19 protein-coding genes are annotated in these 15,920 nt (G+C 53.0%); 11 read left to right on the top strand and 8 right to left on the bottom strand.

The window, feature by feature from the left end; genetic code table 11:
* Positions 1-131: 131 nt before the first annotated feature.
* The 5 genes from HG66A1_RS31400 to HG66A1_RS31380 all read left to right on the top strand — a co-directional run bounded on the left by HG66A1_RS31400 (position 132) and on the right by HG66A1_RS31380 (position 3,880).
* Entirely contained in the window at positions 132-818 is a 687-nt protein-coding gene (locus HG66A1_RS31400) for an ankyrin repeat domain-containing protein (RefSeq protein WP_145193483.1), read from the top strand.
* Between the two features lie 25 nt (positions 819-843).
* Positions 844-1,152, top strand: coding sequence for a hypothetical protein (locus HG66A1_RS31395; protein WP_145193481.1), 309 nt, complete (start codon positions 844-846; stop codon positions 1,150-1,152).
* Positions 1,153-1,322: 170 nt separating this feature from the next.
* Positions 1,323-2,267 carry a hypothetical protein gene (locus tag HG66A1_RS31390; RefSeq protein WP_145193478.1) on the top strand — a complete coding sequence of 315 codons (945 nt, stop codon included), beginning with the start codon at positions 1,323-1,325 and terminating at the stop codon, positions 2,265-2,267.
* A 26-nt stretch (positions 2,268-2,293) separates the two neighbouring features.
* Positions 2,294-2,761, top strand: coding sequence for a hypothetical protein (locus HG66A1_RS31385; RefSeq protein WP_145193475.1), 468 nt, complete (start codon positions 2,294-2,296; stop codon positions 2,759-2,761).
* A gap of 90 nt (positions 2,762-2,851) precedes the next feature.
* Positions 2,852-3,880: a phosphotransferase enzyme family protein gene (locus HG66A1_RS31380; RefSeq protein ID WP_197996903.1), complete on the top strand. Its 1,029-nt coding sequence runs from the start codon at positions 2,852-2,854 to the stop codon at positions 3,878-3,880.
* Here HG66A1_RS31380 and HG66A1_RS31375 read toward each other — a convergent pair whose 3' ends face one another.
* Together HG66A1_RS31375 and HG66A1_RS31370 are read right to left on the bottom strand one after the other, a co-directional pair.
* Entirely contained in the window at positions 3,881-4,564 is a 684-nt protein-coding gene (locus HG66A1_RS31375) for a trimeric intracellular cation channel family protein (protein WP_145193472.1), read from the bottom strand.
* 20 nt (positions 4,565-4,584) lie between these two features.
* On the bottom strand, positions 4,585-4,923 hold the full coding sequence (locus tag HG66A1_RS31370; RefSeq protein WP_145193470.1) for a zinc ribbon domain-containing protein YjdM: 339 nt from the start codon (positions 4,921-4,923) through the stop codon (positions 4,585-4,587).
* 299 nt (positions 4,924-5,222) lie between these two features.
* Here HG66A1_RS31370 and HG66A1_RS31365 point away from each other — a divergent pair, with 299 nt between their 5' ends.
* Positions 5,223-6,638, top strand: coding sequence for a sulfatase (locus tag HG66A1_RS31365; protein WP_145193468.1), 1,416 nt, complete (start codon positions 5,223-5,225; stop codon positions 6,636-6,638).
* Between the two features lie 175 nt (positions 6,639-6,813).
* Here HG66A1_RS31365 and HG66A1_RS31360 read toward each other — a convergent pair whose 3' ends face one another.
* The 3 genes from HG66A1_RS31360 to HG66A1_RS31350 form a co-directional block, all read right to left on the bottom strand.
* A complete protein-coding gene (locus HG66A1_RS31360; RefSeq protein WP_145193466.1) occupies positions 6,814-8,493 on the bottom strand; it encodes a transglutaminase-like domain-containing protein in 1,680 nt (559 codons plus the stop codon).
* Between the two features lie 129 nt (positions 8,494-8,622).
* Entirely contained in the window at positions 8,623-9,075 is a 453-nt protein-coding gene (locus HG66A1_RS31355) for a hypothetical protein (protein WP_145193464.1), read from the bottom strand.
* Positions 9,076-9,081: 6 nt separating this feature from the next.
* Complete coding sequence (locus tag HG66A1_RS31350; RefSeq protein WP_145193462.1) at positions 9,082-9,327, bottom strand: hypothetical protein; 246 nt, start codon at positions 9,325-9,327, stop codon at positions 9,082-9,084.
* A gap of 149 nt (positions 9,328-9,476) precedes the next feature.
* On the opposite strand from HG66A1_RS31350, the gene HG66A1_RS31345 reads away from it, so the two are divergent.
* From HG66A1_RS31345 to HG66A1_RS31330, 4 genes are all read left to right on the top strand, one after another.
* Positions 9,477-10,544, top strand: a complete 1,068-nt coding sequence (locus HG66A1_RS31345) for an alpha/beta hydrolase (protein ID WP_145193460.1) — start codon at positions 9,477-9,479, stop codon at positions 10,542-10,544.
* Positions 10,545-10,613: 69 nt separating this feature from the next.
* Entirely contained in the window at positions 10,614-10,958 is a 345-nt protein-coding gene (locus tag HG66A1_RS31340) for a hypothetical protein (protein WP_145193458.1), read from the top strand.
* 5 nt (positions 10,959-10,963) lie between these two features.
* The gene (locus HG66A1_RS31335) at positions 10,964-11,713 is read left to right on the top strand and encodes a hypothetical protein (RefSeq protein WP_145193456.1); all 750 of its coding nucleotides are present in this window, start codon (positions 10,964-10,966) and stop codon (positions 11,711-11,713) included.
* Positions 11,710-12,534 (top strand): SUMF1/EgtB/PvdO family nonheme iron enzyme, encoded by an 825-nt coding sequence (locus HG66A1_RS31330; RefSeq protein WP_145193454.1) that lies wholly within the window; start codon positions 11,710-11,712, stop codon positions 12,532-12,534. The genes HG66A1_RS31335 and HG66A1_RS31330 overlap by 4 nt, the downstream gene beginning before the upstream one ends.
* A gap of 66 nt (positions 12,535-12,600) precedes the next feature.
* Here the strand turns inward: HG66A1_RS31330 and HG66A1_RS31325 are convergent, their stop codons facing one another.
* A complete protein-coding gene (locus HG66A1_RS31325; protein WP_145193452.1) occupies positions 12,601-13,533 on the bottom strand; it encodes a DUF1559 domain-containing protein in 933 nt (310 codons plus the stop codon).
* A 220-nt stretch (positions 13,534-13,753) separates the two neighbouring features.
* Complete coding sequence (locus tag HG66A1_RS31320; protein WP_145193450.1) at positions 13,754-14,239, bottom strand: hypothetical protein; 486 nt, start codon at positions 14,237-14,239, stop codon at positions 13,754-13,756.
* Between the two features lie 358 nt (positions 14,240-14,597).
* Here HG66A1_RS31320 and HG66A1_RS31315 point away from each other — a divergent pair, with 358 nt between their 5' ends.
* Positions 14,598-15,197, top strand: a complete 600-nt coding sequence (locus HG66A1_RS31315) for an SMI1/KNR4 family protein (RefSeq protein ID WP_145193448.1) — start codon at positions 14,598-14,600, stop codon at positions 15,195-15,197.
* Between the two features lie 28 nt (positions 15,198-15,225).
* Here HG66A1_RS31315 and HG66A1_RS31310 read toward each other — a convergent pair whose 3' ends face one another.
* On the bottom strand, positions 15,226-15,918 hold the full coding sequence (locus HG66A1_RS31310) for a DUF1559 domain-containing protein (protein WP_145193446.1): 693 nt from the start codon (positions 15,916-15,918) through the stop codon (positions 15,226-15,228).
* Between the last annotated feature and the right edge of the window lie 2 nt (positions 15,919-15,920).

Raw genomic sequence — 15,920 nt, 5'->3', positions numbered from 1 at the left:
AAAGGGAGTGAATGCAAAAAAGTACTGGCCGACCTGCCTCGTTCGGTTTAAATTAAGGAATAGCATCATTTTTAAGACAAATTGATGGCGGGCAGTGACTCATAACAAAATGAGGTCAAGAGAAAAGATCTATGAATCACCCACGTTGGTTGAAGCACTTAAGAATTCTGGCTCTGCTGATTATGCTTTCGCTTCCGGTACTGTTTCTGTCCCTGCGGATCGTGAAAGCAAGACAGAGTCCTTGCGCATTATATGAATCCATCAGGTTCGATGACGTTTCGAATGCAGAGAGACTGATCAATCAAGGTCTGGTAGATCAGCCCTGTCGTGGAATCTATCCCATACATGCAGCAGCGATGCAATCTAATCAGCGCCTGTTGCAATTCATCCTGAATAAAGGTGTTGACCCGAATCGCCCCGATGATGAAACCGGAAAAACGCCGCTGATGTGGGTAGTTGGCAACTCCAGTCTTGCACGGACCAGAGATGTCGAGTGCTTTGACTTTTTACTTGCATCAGGAGCCGATATTAACTCAAAGTCAAAGTATTACGAAAATTCTGTTTTGAATCATTTTGCATCTAATGGAAACGCTCGATTAATCAATGAACTGATTGAGCATGGGGCAAATATAGAGACTCAAAATGAAAGAGGCCAAACTCCTCTGCACACGGCTGTTGAAGCCGAGAATATCAATGCGGTAGAAGTTCTTCTTAAACACGGTTCAGATACATCTGTTGTCGATAAGAACAATGAAACGCCCCTCGATATCGCGAAACGTTTGGATTTACCAGAAATTCAAAAGCTGTTGACTGAGTAATCTGGCATTTAAAACGGGAAGTCGCATGCTGCACGTCAAGTGGTCAATCTGGCGGATTACTTTGTGGATTACTACAGTGTGCTTCTTCGTACTGCTGGTTCCTTATGTCATGAGCAGTGTGGAACCTTTTGGCAGTGGCGGTTGGGGGCTGACTTTGATTTGTCTTTGGGTAACACTTTTGAGTATGCCTGCAGTGATGATTGATAATACGATCTTGATTGTGCGCTTATATCGAAATCGCATTTCTAACGATTTCTTTATTGCAACGCTCGGGATTAATGTCGTTCTGTTTCTGCTGGCACTGGTAGTGCTGGCGATTTTGATTAGAAGTTAAAAACACGAGCTGGAGCCTAAGTGCGGGATACTGCCGAGCTCTTGTGATGAGAAGGCATGCATTCCAACGGAAATGCTGGAGTGTCCCGCTGAGCTGTCTGACAGTGCTCATGCGGGCGAATTGCGTCAGGACATTTAAGAGGCATCTAAGCTTTCCAGGGTATATTGCTGATGAAGAATTTATTCGAACGTCAGTTTGTCCCGCTGGCAATTGCGGTGCTGGCCATTAGTTCTATCACGGTTGTCTGTTTATTCCTGTTGGAATTATTTTCTGCCCCTCAAGCCCGGTATGGAGCGCTTACGCTTAACTTCAAAGACTATTCGCTAATCAATGTGGATCACCAGAATACATCTGAGTTAAATACAAAAGAGCAGCCCCACCGGTTCAGAGTTTTTAATATCTATGATTCCAATAATCGGCTGACCGATAATCTCTGTTTCGAACGGAAATTCTTATTCAGTGGGGGAAGACTGATCGACTGGAATGAATATAAAGCGATCCCGATTTCTCTTCCCGACAGTGAACGATTCCTCAATCAGAGGCTGGTTCTTCATGATCGATTCTTTCCGAAACCTTCACCAGGCAACTGGCCTGAATTTACGATATCAGCGTCAACAGGTGAGACGCCTGTCATCTCTCAATTATCTGTGAGTGAAGTGAAGACGGTCGCAACGTATCTCGTTTATTTATACGCTTCCTCTGATTTACTTTACGCAGCTTATGGAGCAGACGGGACTCTCATTCAGATTGCACATCGTACACGACGTAATGGAGGCTTCTATCATCCTCAACGGTTTCCCGAATCTGACAATCCTTATGAGACGTACCAGCTGCCAGACAGACTTGATATTGATCTGGAGTCTCCTCCGCTGAATTCGTTTCTTCAATCTGGTCTGGCACAAGTGAAAAGCGCTCCTCTTTCAAAGTCAAAGCTGGTGGGTTGTTTTCTCATCAGTCGTGCTTCAGATCTGAGAGTTGTGTGCGTTCGCAGTTTCGATTCCAAAGGAACGGCCATAAAAGAAAACGTCTACGAATATCGGCAACGCCCCTGGGATGTAGAATTAGCTGCATCATATCGGAGGAGCAGTCCCGAGCCAGGAAGGCAGACAGAATGACTGCGCACGCAAGGCAAAAGAATTTTATGAAAACGGAATCGCTCCAACCGAAGCGCAGACGCGCCCTGCTGGTTTGTCTGGCAGGTCTCTTACTGGGGGTGTGCGCGTATTGTTTTACCGGTGAGGAACCTCGTCCCCTGACAGCCGAGGAGCAACAGCTGGTGGGAGAATGGAGCGATGGCACTTCCACGATGACGCGCAGTTTCCATGCAGATCGGACCATCTCCACGTCGAATAGTCAGTACGCCGGACGCTGGCACATTGAAGAGGGGAAGTTAAAAGTTGTTGCCTGGGAACTGTTTGAACTGCCGCGTTCGCTCAGCCTTTCCAGCATCCGGTTATCGTGGAACAGTCTGCAGCGTCATTTTGAGGAGGAGCAATACTCCTGGCAGATTGATTTCCTGGAGGACGGCCGAACGATGACGCTGAATCATCCCGTCGACGAGCAACATCCGGATGGGAAATGGCTGTGGACGAAGCAGATGGACCGTTGAATTTCTGATCCACTCTTCCAGAACCCGAGGCAGGCCCGTATAGTCGTGCTGCGTTTGGAAACTTTCCGGGGTTTATTTCAGGAGCCGTTCGTGGATCCCAATCATTTGCTGGTAGACGATTCGTTGCCTTATTATAACGCGCTGACTCAGTGTATTGATCACTGGGGACTGGTGCCTGAGAAGACAGAATTAGTCCGCGATGGTGTGAACCACGTCTTTGCCACCGAGTTCGTTAATGGTGCACCGGTCATTATCCGGATCAGTGACGGCAATCTCCGTGAGCGAGGCGAAGTGCTGGGCGAACTGCTCTGGCTGGAGCATCTGATCTCTCATGGATGCACGGTTACGACGCCGATCCCTTCGCGTGGCGGTGAACTGCTGGAATCGATTGAAGTCGACGCAGGTACGATGCATGTCTGTTGTTTTGAGCGTTTCGGGGGGCGACAACTCGACCCGGCGACCGACGCCCAGTGGAATGAGGAACTCTTTCTGAAACTAGGACGGGAGATTGGTCGCATCCATCGGGCTTCGGATGAATTACAGCTCCCGACCGATCACGATCGTCTCTCGTGGCATGAAATCAGGCTCGGACAGTTTCCGGATCCGCTGCCCGACTATTTTCACCCCGAGGTCGTCGAAGCGATGCGCGGGTATTACGATGACTGGCGGAGCCGTTCTACCCCTGCAGGACACTATGGACTGGTGCACCGGGATCTGCATGCGGGAAATTTTCTGGTCGAGAACGAGGACGTACAGATCATCGATTTCGATCTGGGCTGTTACGGCTGGCGGACGATGGATTTAGCCGTCCTGCTGTTCATTTACTATTATTATCCCAGCCTCCGCGTGCCTGGCGCGACGCCAGAGCTGGCCGGCCATGTGCTGGCCAAGCTGGTAGAGGGCTATCGCGAGGAATTTACGCTCGACCGCGATCAGCTGGCAACGGTCGCCGACATGATGATGTTGAATACGATCAACAACTATTTTCTCATGCTACCCGACCCGGAACACTGGCAGGCCGCGATGGGCAACCCGCGCATCACAGTCATGGAGAGCCTGACCTGGATCGAGCAACTCTGGCTGGACAACCGGAAACTTCAGATCGAACTCGAGCTGTGATTAATTGGCAGGCGGGCTGTCAGAATCCTGCTTCGAATGCATGGCATTCTCTTTCGATTGAATGGTCAGCCAGAGTGGGACGTGCAGGTCCCAGTGGATCACGGCGCTCCGCAGACTCATGATCAAAGCAGAGCAGCCGACGCCAATCAGGACAGCATGTTGGGGCAGCCAGGTGACCAGCGCGACAAACAGGATGCAACCCAGGGTGACCGGGATGGCATAGATCTCCCGCCGCATTAACAGCGTGGGCTGTCCCGCGAGAACGTCACGCAGCAGGCCGCCACCGATTGCCGTCAACACACCCAGCAGGACCGGCGCGACCGGCATACCGAAGTCGATCCAGATGACTTTTTGCGCTGCCTGGATCGCAAACATCGAGACCCCCAGTGCGTCGAGATAAAGCATGGTTTTGAAGATCTCTCTGCGCGTCATGTGCCGGTTCATGAGAAACGCCAGAAAGCTGGCCCCCAGCGCAACCCAGATGTAATTCAGATCCGCGGCCCAGAAGACCGGTACCCCCAGGATCACATCACGAATGGTGCCGCCGCCGATCGCAGTGATCAGCCCCAGCACACAGGCACCGAAGAAATCGACACCGCGCGGCGAGACTGCCAGCACACCCGTCACCGCAAAGGCAACTGTGCCAATCATTCCGAGGAGGTATTGTAAGTCTGCAACGCTCATAGTGAACCTCGCGATGCGGGTCAGGCTTTCTTCACGAATTCGGATTTCAGTCCCATTGAACCAATCCCTGGAATTTTGCAGTCGATGTCATGATCCCCTTCGACCAGGCGGATGTTCTTGACCTTCGTTCCCACCTTGACGACCGACGAAGAGCCCTTCACTTTAAGGTCTTTGATGACGGTGACGGAATCGCCATTTTGCAGGATGTTGCCGTTGGCGTCCCGCACGACGGGGCCGGTGGGAGTTTCGGTTGCACTCTCCGGATTCCATTCGTGACCGCATGACGGACAAACCAGCAGGCCTCTGTCTTCGTAGGTATATTCCCCATCACATTCCGGGCAATTCGGTAATTCGCTCATGTTTGTATCCTGCAGCTTGTCTGATCAGTATTGCAGCACCGCAACTCCACCCGGCGCCTGATGATATAAGAATAACGAGAGACTGATTTAGAGAACAGGAAGAGGCGCGGAAAGCCAACTGGAAAAGCAGCTCTTAACAACGTTTAATATTCTTCACTGGTTCTTTTCCAGTGCCATTCGCATCATTTGCGTTGCAATCAGCGTCGGCTCTGACAGATAATTGAAGACTTCCATTCCTATACCATAAGACCGGTCGTGTCGGGAATTCGAACACGACAATATTGCTAAGGACGCTCACCATGCTGGCTCGTATTTCCGTTTTTCTGTTACTCTGTTTTGTGATGATCCCCGGTCGGGTTCAGGCTGAAACTAAGCAGCCGAACATTTTGTTTATTCTGACCGATCAGTGGCGGGCACAGTCCCTGGGTTACGCGGGTAACGAACAGGTGAAGACGCCGAATATTGATGCGTTGGCCCGACAGAGTGTAAATTTTCAGAACGCGGTTTCCGGCTGTCCGGTCTGCTGTCCCTTCCGGGGCTCGTTGATGACCGGCCAGCGTCCGTTGACGCACGGCGTGTTTCTGAACGATGTGCAACTGCCCGCGAAGGCGGTGACGATTGCTGAAGTGCTGGATAACGCCGGTTATGAGACCGGTTTCATCGGGAAATGGCATCTGGATGGTCGGGGGCGCTCAGCGTTTACGCCGCCGGAACGTCGACAGGGCTTTGAGTTCTGGCGGGCCCTGGAATGCACGCACAATTACAACCGTTCGTTTTACTACGGCGATTCTCCTCAGCGACAGACCTGGGAAGGTTACGACGCGTTTGCCCAGACGCGCGTGGCCCGGCAGTTCATTCGGGACCAGTCCCAGAAGGGGCAACCGTTTCTGCTGGTGATGTCGTACGGCTCTCCACATAACCCGTATCACACCGCGCCGCCCGAATATCAGAGCATGTATGAGCCGGAGAAGATCAAAGTGCGTCCCAATGTGCCCAAAGATCAGCGGGCAACTGCGCAAAAAGAACTCGCCGGCTACTTTGCTCATTGTTCGGCACTGGATGATTGTGTCAGCGATTTATTAGCGACACTCAAAGAGACCGGCATCGATGAAAACACGATCGTCGTCTTCACCTCTGACCACGGCGACATGCTGCGTTCGCACGGGCAGATCCGCAAGCAGAAACCGTGGGACGAATCGCTGCGGGTACCGATGCTGTTCCGGTTGAATGGCGCGGAGCACGCGCAAGGTCGCACCGTCGATTCCCCCATCAATTCCGAAGACCTGATGCCCACACTGCTGGGACTCTGTCAAGTTTCGATTCCCGACACCGTGGAAGGGCTGGATTATAGCGGCTACCTGCGAGGCGGGAAAAATCCTTCAGACGGGGCGACGGTCATCACCTGCCCTTCTCCCTTTGGTGAATGGCAGCGGAGCCGGGGCGGAAAGGAATACCGCGGCTTGAGAACGACCCGCTACACGTACGTCCGCGATCTCAGTGGACCCTGGCTATTGTACGATAATGAGACAGACCCGTATCAGCTGAAAAATCTCTGCAACGATCCGGAAGCTGCCCCGATCCAGGCAAAACTCGATGCGCTGCTCAACAAAAAACTGGCCGCCCAGAAGGACGAGTTTCTGCAGGGGAGTCAGTACATTGAAAAATTCGGTTACCAGGTGGACCCGAAAACCGGGACGGTACCTTATACGAATTGAACCGCGAAACAGGGGTTTGATTTGACTACCACGAAAAGCACGAAAGTCACGAAAAGGGGGAGAGCCCTGAAACCCTGCAGTTTTAGGGGCAGCTCTTTCTTCCAACAGATTCAGTCCTGACGACATAGAAGTATTTTGTATATTCAGTGCCTTTCGTGGTTCTTAATTAAAATACTCACTCAACTACTTTCCACTCCAGCTGCACAGCCAAGCCTTGACTGCTGGCTGGTAGTGGAGGAGATAATTTCATCTCGAAGTGATTGTTCTTGTTTTGCATGTGTGCCAGTGCGCGGGGTGCGAACTGGAACAGGAATTCGGAATTCAACTGCGCGACTGACGCTGCAGGGTCGTCGCCGTTCGTGTTTTCACAACGGAGATAGAATCCATAGACGGCAGTGGGTTGTTGCTTGATCCAGGCATCGAGGGAAGCCGTGAGTTTCTCCGCATTGAGGGTCGTCTCCAGAGGTGTCCAGGAAGTCCCGTTCGAGGAGACGGAGATTGTGGGAGCTGACTGACCTGGTGCGAGCTTGAGTTCCAGTGCACCCTTCAGCAGCACATAGGGCCAGGTGAAGTGCCAGTCCCGCTGGTGGGGATGCGGTTGTTTCAACGACTCCAGCTTTGTGATGCTGCGTTTCAGAGTGCCGTTCCCGGCGACGGGGGGGAAACCTTCGTCTGGCATGTTGCGTCGATGCACGTCTTGTGCAGTGGTATAGTCAAACTCGAGGCGGTCACCGGGTTCCAGAGTGGGAGCCAGATTCGAATCCCGAATCGCCGGTTTGCGCTCGGAGGGCCGATTGTCGGCGGTCGTTGTGTAGAGGCCGGCGATTGCCTGCGAGGGACTGCCGATCGGATCCAGGGGCGTTTTTGTAATCAGTTCGGGGTGCTGTGCCAGTTCCTCAACGCTCGCGATCACTCCCTGGTCATTGCGATAAAAGACCTCATGATCGGGATCGAACATGTGCCACTTACCGTCATAGAAGGCTTCCGCAACAACGTGTCCTGAGAGTCCCCATATTCGACTTCGCACACCTGCTTTGCGGGCCAGAACCGCGAAGTTCGAGGCACAGTCATCACAGAAGCCGTAGCCGTAAACATTGAGAAACTTCACGGGGTCGTGTACTTCATCTCCCGGTTCTGCCGGATAGAAGTGATACCGCCAGTCGACCAGGAATTTCCAGATCGCCAGCGATTTCTCTTCGTCCGTCATCCCCGGTTTGAGAATGCTGGTGAGCATGGCCTGCTGGCTGGAGAGATCGGGGGCCCCCTGGCGTTTCCAGTTCAGCTGGATGCGTTGCTGTGGATCCCGGTTTTCCCAGACCAGCTTGACGGGTTGCACGCGTTTGCCGGAGATGTCGGGAAATGAGATCAGCGAGTCGGCGTCGGTCAGCACGAATTGCGCGGACTGTTCGGTATAGGTTTCCGGGCAGACCAGTTCATACTTGTGTCCATTAGTGCGGGGATCGGAAGAATCGCTGGCGGAAAAATAGAGTGTCGTCGGCGTCCAGTGACTATAGTGCCCTTTCCCTGTTTCGCGGATCAGCTTATGCAGCGCGTGAGGATGCGGCAGCGGTTGGCCATCTTCCAGCAGGATGCAGGTGGACCGCGATTTACTGTCAGCTTCATGCGGAAGTTTGAGGCGGGCCACGTAGCCGACGCCGATCTCATGTGTGATCGCGGCGGGCGTAATCAGTTCGCGAACCTGCCCGGTTTTCGTCTGCGAGCGGATTTCGGGACGAACCGTTTTTACGGACGGACGTGCCGCCTGGGTGCCCGAATCACCCCACACCGGAGAGAACGGGACAAAGCTTGTGAGCAGCATGACCGTTGGGCAGAGGAACTGAGATAGAAGCTTCATATTGATCGACCTGTAAAAAAGGGCTGAATTCAAATCATGAGAGTGACTGCATTAGAGCAGGCTGTATCAGGCTTCGGAAGACTCAACTGGAAAATTAGTCTGTTGTCCGCAGGCAGATGTCTGGAACGGTCAGCCGTTCACCGAGAAACCGTCATACTGCCAGTCCTTCATTTCCACACAAATGGCATGACCGGCGGGATCCAGATCGTTCACATACCAGATTTGCCATTCCCGCGGTGATCGTTCCAGGTGGACAAAATAGATCGTATCGAGTTGCATGTGGGAGAAGACTTCCTCGGGGGTGGAACCATCGTTGCGGGGATCAATCCCCCGGAACATGGTTCGCGCCAGTTCCTGTTCGATTTCGATGAAGCGGTCTTTTACTTGCAGCATGAAAGTGCGCTGATCGCCGGGAATGGATTCAGGTCGGACTGTGATCGAAAAAGGAACCACTTTTCCGCCTGGTTCCAGCGTCCATGAGCCGTTCCAGTCCCCGCTGCCGACTGATATCAGTCGACCTAAGTCTGGGTCGTGATACTCTTCAGGCTGAAACCATTTGCGTAACCTGCTAAAGAAGCCCATGATCGTTCATCCCTCCCAGAGTTCCAGGAACTGGTGTTCGGGTTCGAAAGGCAGCTTCCTGGCAGTCAATGGTAAATATTGTCGCGCTTCCTCGATGGTCTCAAAAAACTCTGTGCCGTTTCTGTTCTTGACACCCCCGCAATTGGAAGCATATTCGAGACTTCGATATTGAACGAGCATGAAATTCTGATCGGGAGGATATCCCGGCGGTGCAGTTAAAATTCGATAGTACATGTCAGTCAGATTCCTCATCCGTAATTCCTTTTCAATGATACACGTTTCAGGGGCCTGCCTGCCATTTCCAGCGCGAAAATTGAAAGTCAGCAATAGATCGAGTAGGCTCATGTTTGAGTCATCGCTTTCAATTTAAACTATTCCCCCTGTAAACCTTGGAATCAATAATGCTCAATCAATCCAGGCTGTCCGCGCGTCTCATCTGTTTTGCTTTCGCCTTTGTTGTCAGTGGGCTGACGACTTCATTTTTGGCTGCAGCTGAAAAATATACTGAGCAGCCGGGTACGAAAGGGAACGGCAGCTATGTTGTCGGGCCCAACTACAAGATCGATCCCCGACTCACTGATAAGGGTAATCCCAAGGGGAAGCGCTTCGAGTTTAAGATGCCTTTGGCGGAGAGTAAAATTTTTCCCGGCACCGACGAGACGCTCGACCCGAAAAAAGAGGTGCGAAAAACCCGCAAGATCTTTGTCTATGTTCCCGCAGCCTATAAAGATGGAACCAAGGCGCCGATTCTGGTCATGCAGGACGGACCGAGCCGGATGGACCTGGTCTGTAATGCCCTGGACAATCTGACGATATCGAAAGATCCAGCACAGCGGCTGCCGGCGTTTATTGTGATTGCAGTCCAGAATGGCGGTAACGACGGTAAAGGGAGCGAACGCGGCCTGGAGTACGATACGATGTCCGATCGTTACGCCCGGTTTATCAATGACGAAGTCCTGTCGGCCGTGCTGAATAACAAACAGATCCGCGCCGCGTATCCGCACATCGCGTTCACCAATAATCCCTGGGGGAAGGCCACGATGGGCTGCAGTTCCGGCGGTGCGGCTGCGTTGACGATGGGCTGGTTCCGACCCGATCTGTTCCGCCGCCTGATTACCTATTCCGGTACCTTCGTCGATCAGCAGGACGACGACGCACCCCAGGAAGCAGAGTATCCCCTGGGTGCGTGGGAATATCATTCGAGCATGAAGCTGATTGATAACAGCGACCCCAAGCCGCTACGGATCTTCACCCACGTGGCGGAAAACGACAACCGGGCCGACGATCCGGAAGAGACGTACCACAACTGGGTGATGGCCAACGAACGGACGGCTGAGGCCCTCAAGGCCAAGGGTTACGATTATCGCTACGTCTTCAGCAAGGGGACCCGGCACTGCGACCGCAAGGTCTTCGAACAGACGCTGGCCGACACCCTGCTCTGGATGTGGCAAGGATATCACGGCGAGTAATTCGTTAATGTTGTCGCTGCTAACCCGGTCTGAGAAAGCTAACGATTCCGTATTGAAAGGAGCGCTGCCATGATTAAAAAACTGGAGTATCTATCCGTTCTGGCTGGCTTGATGATTTTGCTGGTCGGTGCAGGAGCTGCGTACTATTCTGATCGAGCGTCGTCAGAACATACGGTCATTTATCGGGGTGGCGTCAGCTCGATTCAGTGGCAGAAAGGCCTGGATAATGTCACAGGGTTTTCTAGTGCCAGGAAACGGGATCCATCAAAACCGCTTAAACCGATCGGACGGGTGGTCGTGTTCGAGGACTGGGTGGAATTCAAACGAATTGACAGCCTGGATGCACCACTGCTGATTCCCCGCGAACGGATTATCAACCTGGAACTGGTGCCGGACAACGCTCCGCCGCAATAATCAGAATGGTAGCGCTCAAAGAAACCAAAGAGGCAGGCAACCTCATGCGACAGCTCACACTGGGTCTCAATGTCTTCGTGGCGGTGTTCTTTGTGGGGTTCCTGATCTACACTTTTGTGGGGCAGCAGCACCTGGAGGGGCTGGCGCGTCAGTTCGTGACGGAAAAGACGATTGCCTACTCCCTGCCTCTGGTTGATGCGGTGGAAGAGGGCATGCGTTCGCCGCTGATCAAAAAACTGTTGAACGACGATCAGGAAGCCGCCATCAATCAGCAGATCCAGGAATACCGCAACGATCCTGCTGCTTATATTGCCAATCTGACGCGTCAGAAAAAACTGCCACCGGCTCCGCAGCGATTGAATCCCCTGCTCCGAAAAGTCAGCGAGACCAAGGAGAGGATCCGGACGTATTACGATCAGACGCTGGCGGCACTGATTGCCGACCTGCGGATCTTTGCGTTTTCGAATCTGTGTGCCGCCCTGATTGCTTTGGGGCTGATCTGCTGCTCTCCCGGTAAAATCAGGCAGTCCGTGGTCTGGTTTTCCTTTCTGATCTTCGCTGCGGTATTATATTGTTCGTATCTGTATGTCGATGGACTTTCTTTCTTTCGGATCCTGCTCGGTGTGCACCTGGGCTGGACCTATCCGTTACTTCTGTGCCTGGCTGTAGTCGGTCTGTTTCTGGAATACCCGCTTCGTCGACGGACAGGTGAAAATCAGAATGCAGACACGGTGAGCAACGGCGGAACTTCATGACCATTCATCGCGAAACATGGAACAGACTCACCAACTCAGAGCGGGTTGATCTGGCTCTCGAGGTGCGCAGATCACTGCCTGTTCCCTTTGCTTTTTCGGGCATCAGAACCTTTCAATACCAGGGTCAGGAAAATTCGCTGGCGGTTTTCAATTATGACAACTCCGAATTCGTACTCATTCCGGGAGACACGGTTCAGCTCGGCTATGAGTGGGAACGCCCCTTTCCGCTCACTTCGGAACAGGTAGAACTGTGGGAAATAGCACTGGAAGAATTCGAGACGCCGATGTCGTTCGATGACTATCTCGAAGAAATCATGACGCCGCCTCGCGACGTTTCCCTGGATGCGTTTCTGCTGGAAACAAAAATAAAACGACTGGTAGATCAGAAGCTCAAAGGCGCTGCTGTTGATGAGTCTGCACCATTTCCACATCATGCCAGAGCGCGCGCCCAACTGGCATCCCAGGGCTTCAGATTGCCGACCTCGGATGAATGGGAATATGCCTGCGGCGCGGGCGTGAGAACTCTCTATCGCTGGGGAGAGGATGCCCCGATGGACTGGAGCCCTTCAGAAGACCGGGGCTGGCTGCAAAGCGGACCCAATGCCTTTGGTCTCACCATCGCGAATAATCCCTGGCAGTGGGAAGCGATTCACGAGCCTGGCTTCCGCAGAGGCGGCGATGGTGGCGGGATGAGCTGTGGAGGCGGAATGCCCTATATGCTCGGGTGGCTGATGCTGGCGACAGCATACATCTACAAGGATGACTTTGACCGTCCGGTTCTGGGTGATGACGTACGTCGGGCGCTGACGGTAGAACTGTAGAATCAGAGTTCCAGATGTGCTGGCGGGACTATTTCATGCAAGGCGCCCCACCAGCCACAGAAGTGATCAGAACTCGCCGATGACTTCGCCTCCTGCCCGTGTCCCCAGGGCTTCGAAGATTTCCTGATTCATATTTTCGCTCAGAAATCTGACGTGTCCATCTCCCAGGATAAAGTGGGCACCGCCGACATGGAAGCTGCCAAAGTCTTCGGGATCGTCACCACCATTGGGCAGGTGCTCTGCGTGACCGATCACGCGGGCCGGGGCATCGTCTGTCAGCGGGAGTGCTCCAGACCAGGTGCCGTACCAGGGACCCTCTACGGGATCGTTGTAGGTGGTTCGCTCCCCCACCATCAGTGTGTTACTCGTACCGTCGGTAATGTCCCGCATGCGGACTTTGCTGTTGTGATAGAAAATGCCGTTACTCACACATTGTCCCTGCGCGGATAGCGGAGGCGTTCCCGGCGAGACCGTGTAACAGTCATCCAGTTCGACCGAACCGAACACAGCTGCATAGTTGGCGGTTGCCATCTGAACCTGTGCGGCGTTGCGGTCTTCCGCCATGAAGGTATCAGGTTTGGGATCGCTGGGGCACTGGAAAACGGTCAATCGCTGGCTGAGCAAAGCTCGATTGGGGGCGACGTCCATAGCCAGACTGAAATTGAACTGATTGTAGAGATTTGCCTGATCGATGTAGGGAAGAATCATCGTGCCCCAGGAAAAGCCACTCTCGCCTCCGACGTTCGGCTGACGACTCACAACGCCGACCCATCCAGGAGGAAAGACCGAATGCACATCATGATAGTTGTGCAGCGCAATTCCGATCTGCTTCAGGTTGTTTTTGCACTGGCTACGTCGAGCGGCTTCCCGTGCCTGTTGGACTGCAGGCAGAAGCAGGGCAATCAGGATCGCGATGATCGCAATCACGACCAGTAGTTCGATTAAAGTAAATCCGTGGCGGGTAAGTGTTGTTTGGCGGGTGGAGTTCTCTCTGTACATCGTCAGGACTCCAGGGGCAAAGGGTGATCAGTTAAAACAGAGCGTCTCATTTAGACAATAGAAATATTGTTGCAAAACAATTGTGAAAGTCAATATTAAATACAAATTAATTGCAAAAGAGTAGGTTGTGTGAAAAAGTACAGATGCGGAGCTGTGTGAGTGTGTAGCCGAGCGGAATGCGGATGAGCAGCCGACTGTTGTGGCAGTCGCTTTGAGTTCTTCAGATCACGATGGGGTTAAACACAATCTCTACCAGGACCTGTCCGCTGGCGAACAGGATTACCAGGTTCGCCAGCAGCGTGGTACCCTGGAAGCGGCGGTCCCGGATGTCTGCGCTCAACAGAAATGTCGCAACGAGAAAGACCACGAAAGAACAGCCGACAAATAACAACAAAAGTAGAACGGTGACATAATTGCTCCCGTACTGTCCCTGTAAGAGTAACAGCAGCCAGACTCCCGCGTAAGCGCCCCAGAGCATGACCGCCGGTTCGGCGCGGCGGATGGTAACCCATTGATAGAGCAGGACCGGCACTCCCAGCGGAAGTGCTGAAAAGACGATTCGTAGCAGGTAGTCATGGGCGTTGTAAGGCGACACCATGATGTAGCCCATCACCCAGTATGAGAGGGCAAACAGAACACCCAGGCTCACCACGCCTGAGAGCTGGCGAAGACGGCTGGGTTTGACGGGGGGAGTCTCTGTTGACATCTCAGTGTTCCTGTCTGCAGACCTTGAGTACTTCATTGTAACGTATCAGGGGGGCTCGTAACCTCAAGGTGAGCATTGCCTTCAATCACTTTGACGGGAACCTCAGCGAAATTCGCTGGTCGTATTTCGAAAGCCATCATTCAAAAGCAAAAATCTGCGCCTCCATAGTCGGCGGATTCATTGTGCGAAATAAAATGTCACCCAAAGAAATATCCATGCCGATAATTTCGATCCCGCTGGAGTGAATGTTAGAATAGGCGGAGCAGCAAATTGTTTATACCCGCTCCCTCACGTGCATGCCACTGGTTTTCTTTACCTGAGACATGCGAAATCGCATTACGTTCTTCGAGCTCACCGCATGACCGAAACCGAAATCCAGGAACTGGAAACCGAGACCGGCTGTATATTGCCGACCACTTATCGGGAGCTGTTGCTAAATTATCCGCAACGGTTAAAGGAACTGGCGGCGACACTCGGCGTCGAAGAACTGGAGCTGCTTACTCATAACCAGGAATCGCTGGTCCGGATGAATGTAGACCAGGCGGAGTACGTGCGCATGTTTTTTCCACCCCACTATTTTGTCATTGGCGAAAATGGGAATGGAGACGTGTACGCGATCGACACTCAGTCCTCTGCTGTTCCCGTCTATATGGGCGGCCCACATCCTGGTGAGTACCCGGAGGATGCAGCAGGGAACCCCCTGCCCGATGCTGACAGCCTGCAGGAGTACATTGAGTACGTCGTCTTTCTCTACGAGGAAGCAATTCAGTACGAGCGTGAGCTGGATGACACAAGGGTCTATCAACCCCCGGGAAAGCTGATGGAGACACTTAGTATCTGCCTGAGTCTTTTGCTCGCACCGGTCATGCTGCTGTTGCTGTTGTTCTCCATGATCATCGCAGTCCCATACTTTCTACTGCTGGAATTATGGGACAAACTGAGACCTGTCCGGAAATGAAATGTCACTTTCAGCATGTTGCCTATGATTATTCAGGCTCGTTCAGCTTCCAGGTGAACGGGGGCGGGATGACGTAGCCGTCTGCGAAGAGGGCGAATAGGATCGTGGGTGAGGTACTGCCCTGGTCCTGCTGCAGCTGTTCGATTACCTCGGAGATCGAATAATCGACGGGTTTTGTCCAGGGGACGCGTTCCGCTGCAGCGACGCCGATGCAAAGGACCGCTTTGTTGTTAATATAAAGCACCGGCTCGCTGTCCGGGTCTGTGCCGTTCCAATTGCCGCTTGGATTTTTCACCCCCAAGGCACTCGTCAGGCCTGCCACACGCTGGTCACTCAGAGTGACCGGCCAGCCATTGCCCGCATGTTGATACAGATCGGGAAGAAAGCCCGTCAGCTCGCGATTGTCGGGGGCGTCCCACGGTTCGGAATTTTGATAACCAGGCAGCGTCTCGCCCACTTCTTCAGGCAGAAGCACTCGCCAACTGAGCAGGTTCTGGCCCGTCGATGCGTCCCTGATGTTGCCTGGCAGTGAACCATGTTGCTCTTGAAAATTATGGAATGCCAGCCCCAACATTTTCATCGTGTTTTTGAGCGGGGGATCGCCGTTATAAGGTTCAAGGCGACTCTGACAATAGCGCAGGAACTGATCAAATGCCACAACCAGAACCAGGAGAATCAGCACTGTGTAACCGATTTTCTTGCGAAGTGGTGAGTTCGTCATCA

This window comes from Gimesia chilikensis (assembly GCF_007744075.1).
In the GTDB taxonomy this organism is placed as follows: Bacteria; Planctomycetota; Planctomycetia; order Planctomycetales; family Planctomycetaceae; genus Gimesia; species Gimesia chilikensis_A.
This window is presented reverse-complemented; position numbering and strand designations above follow the sequence as displayed.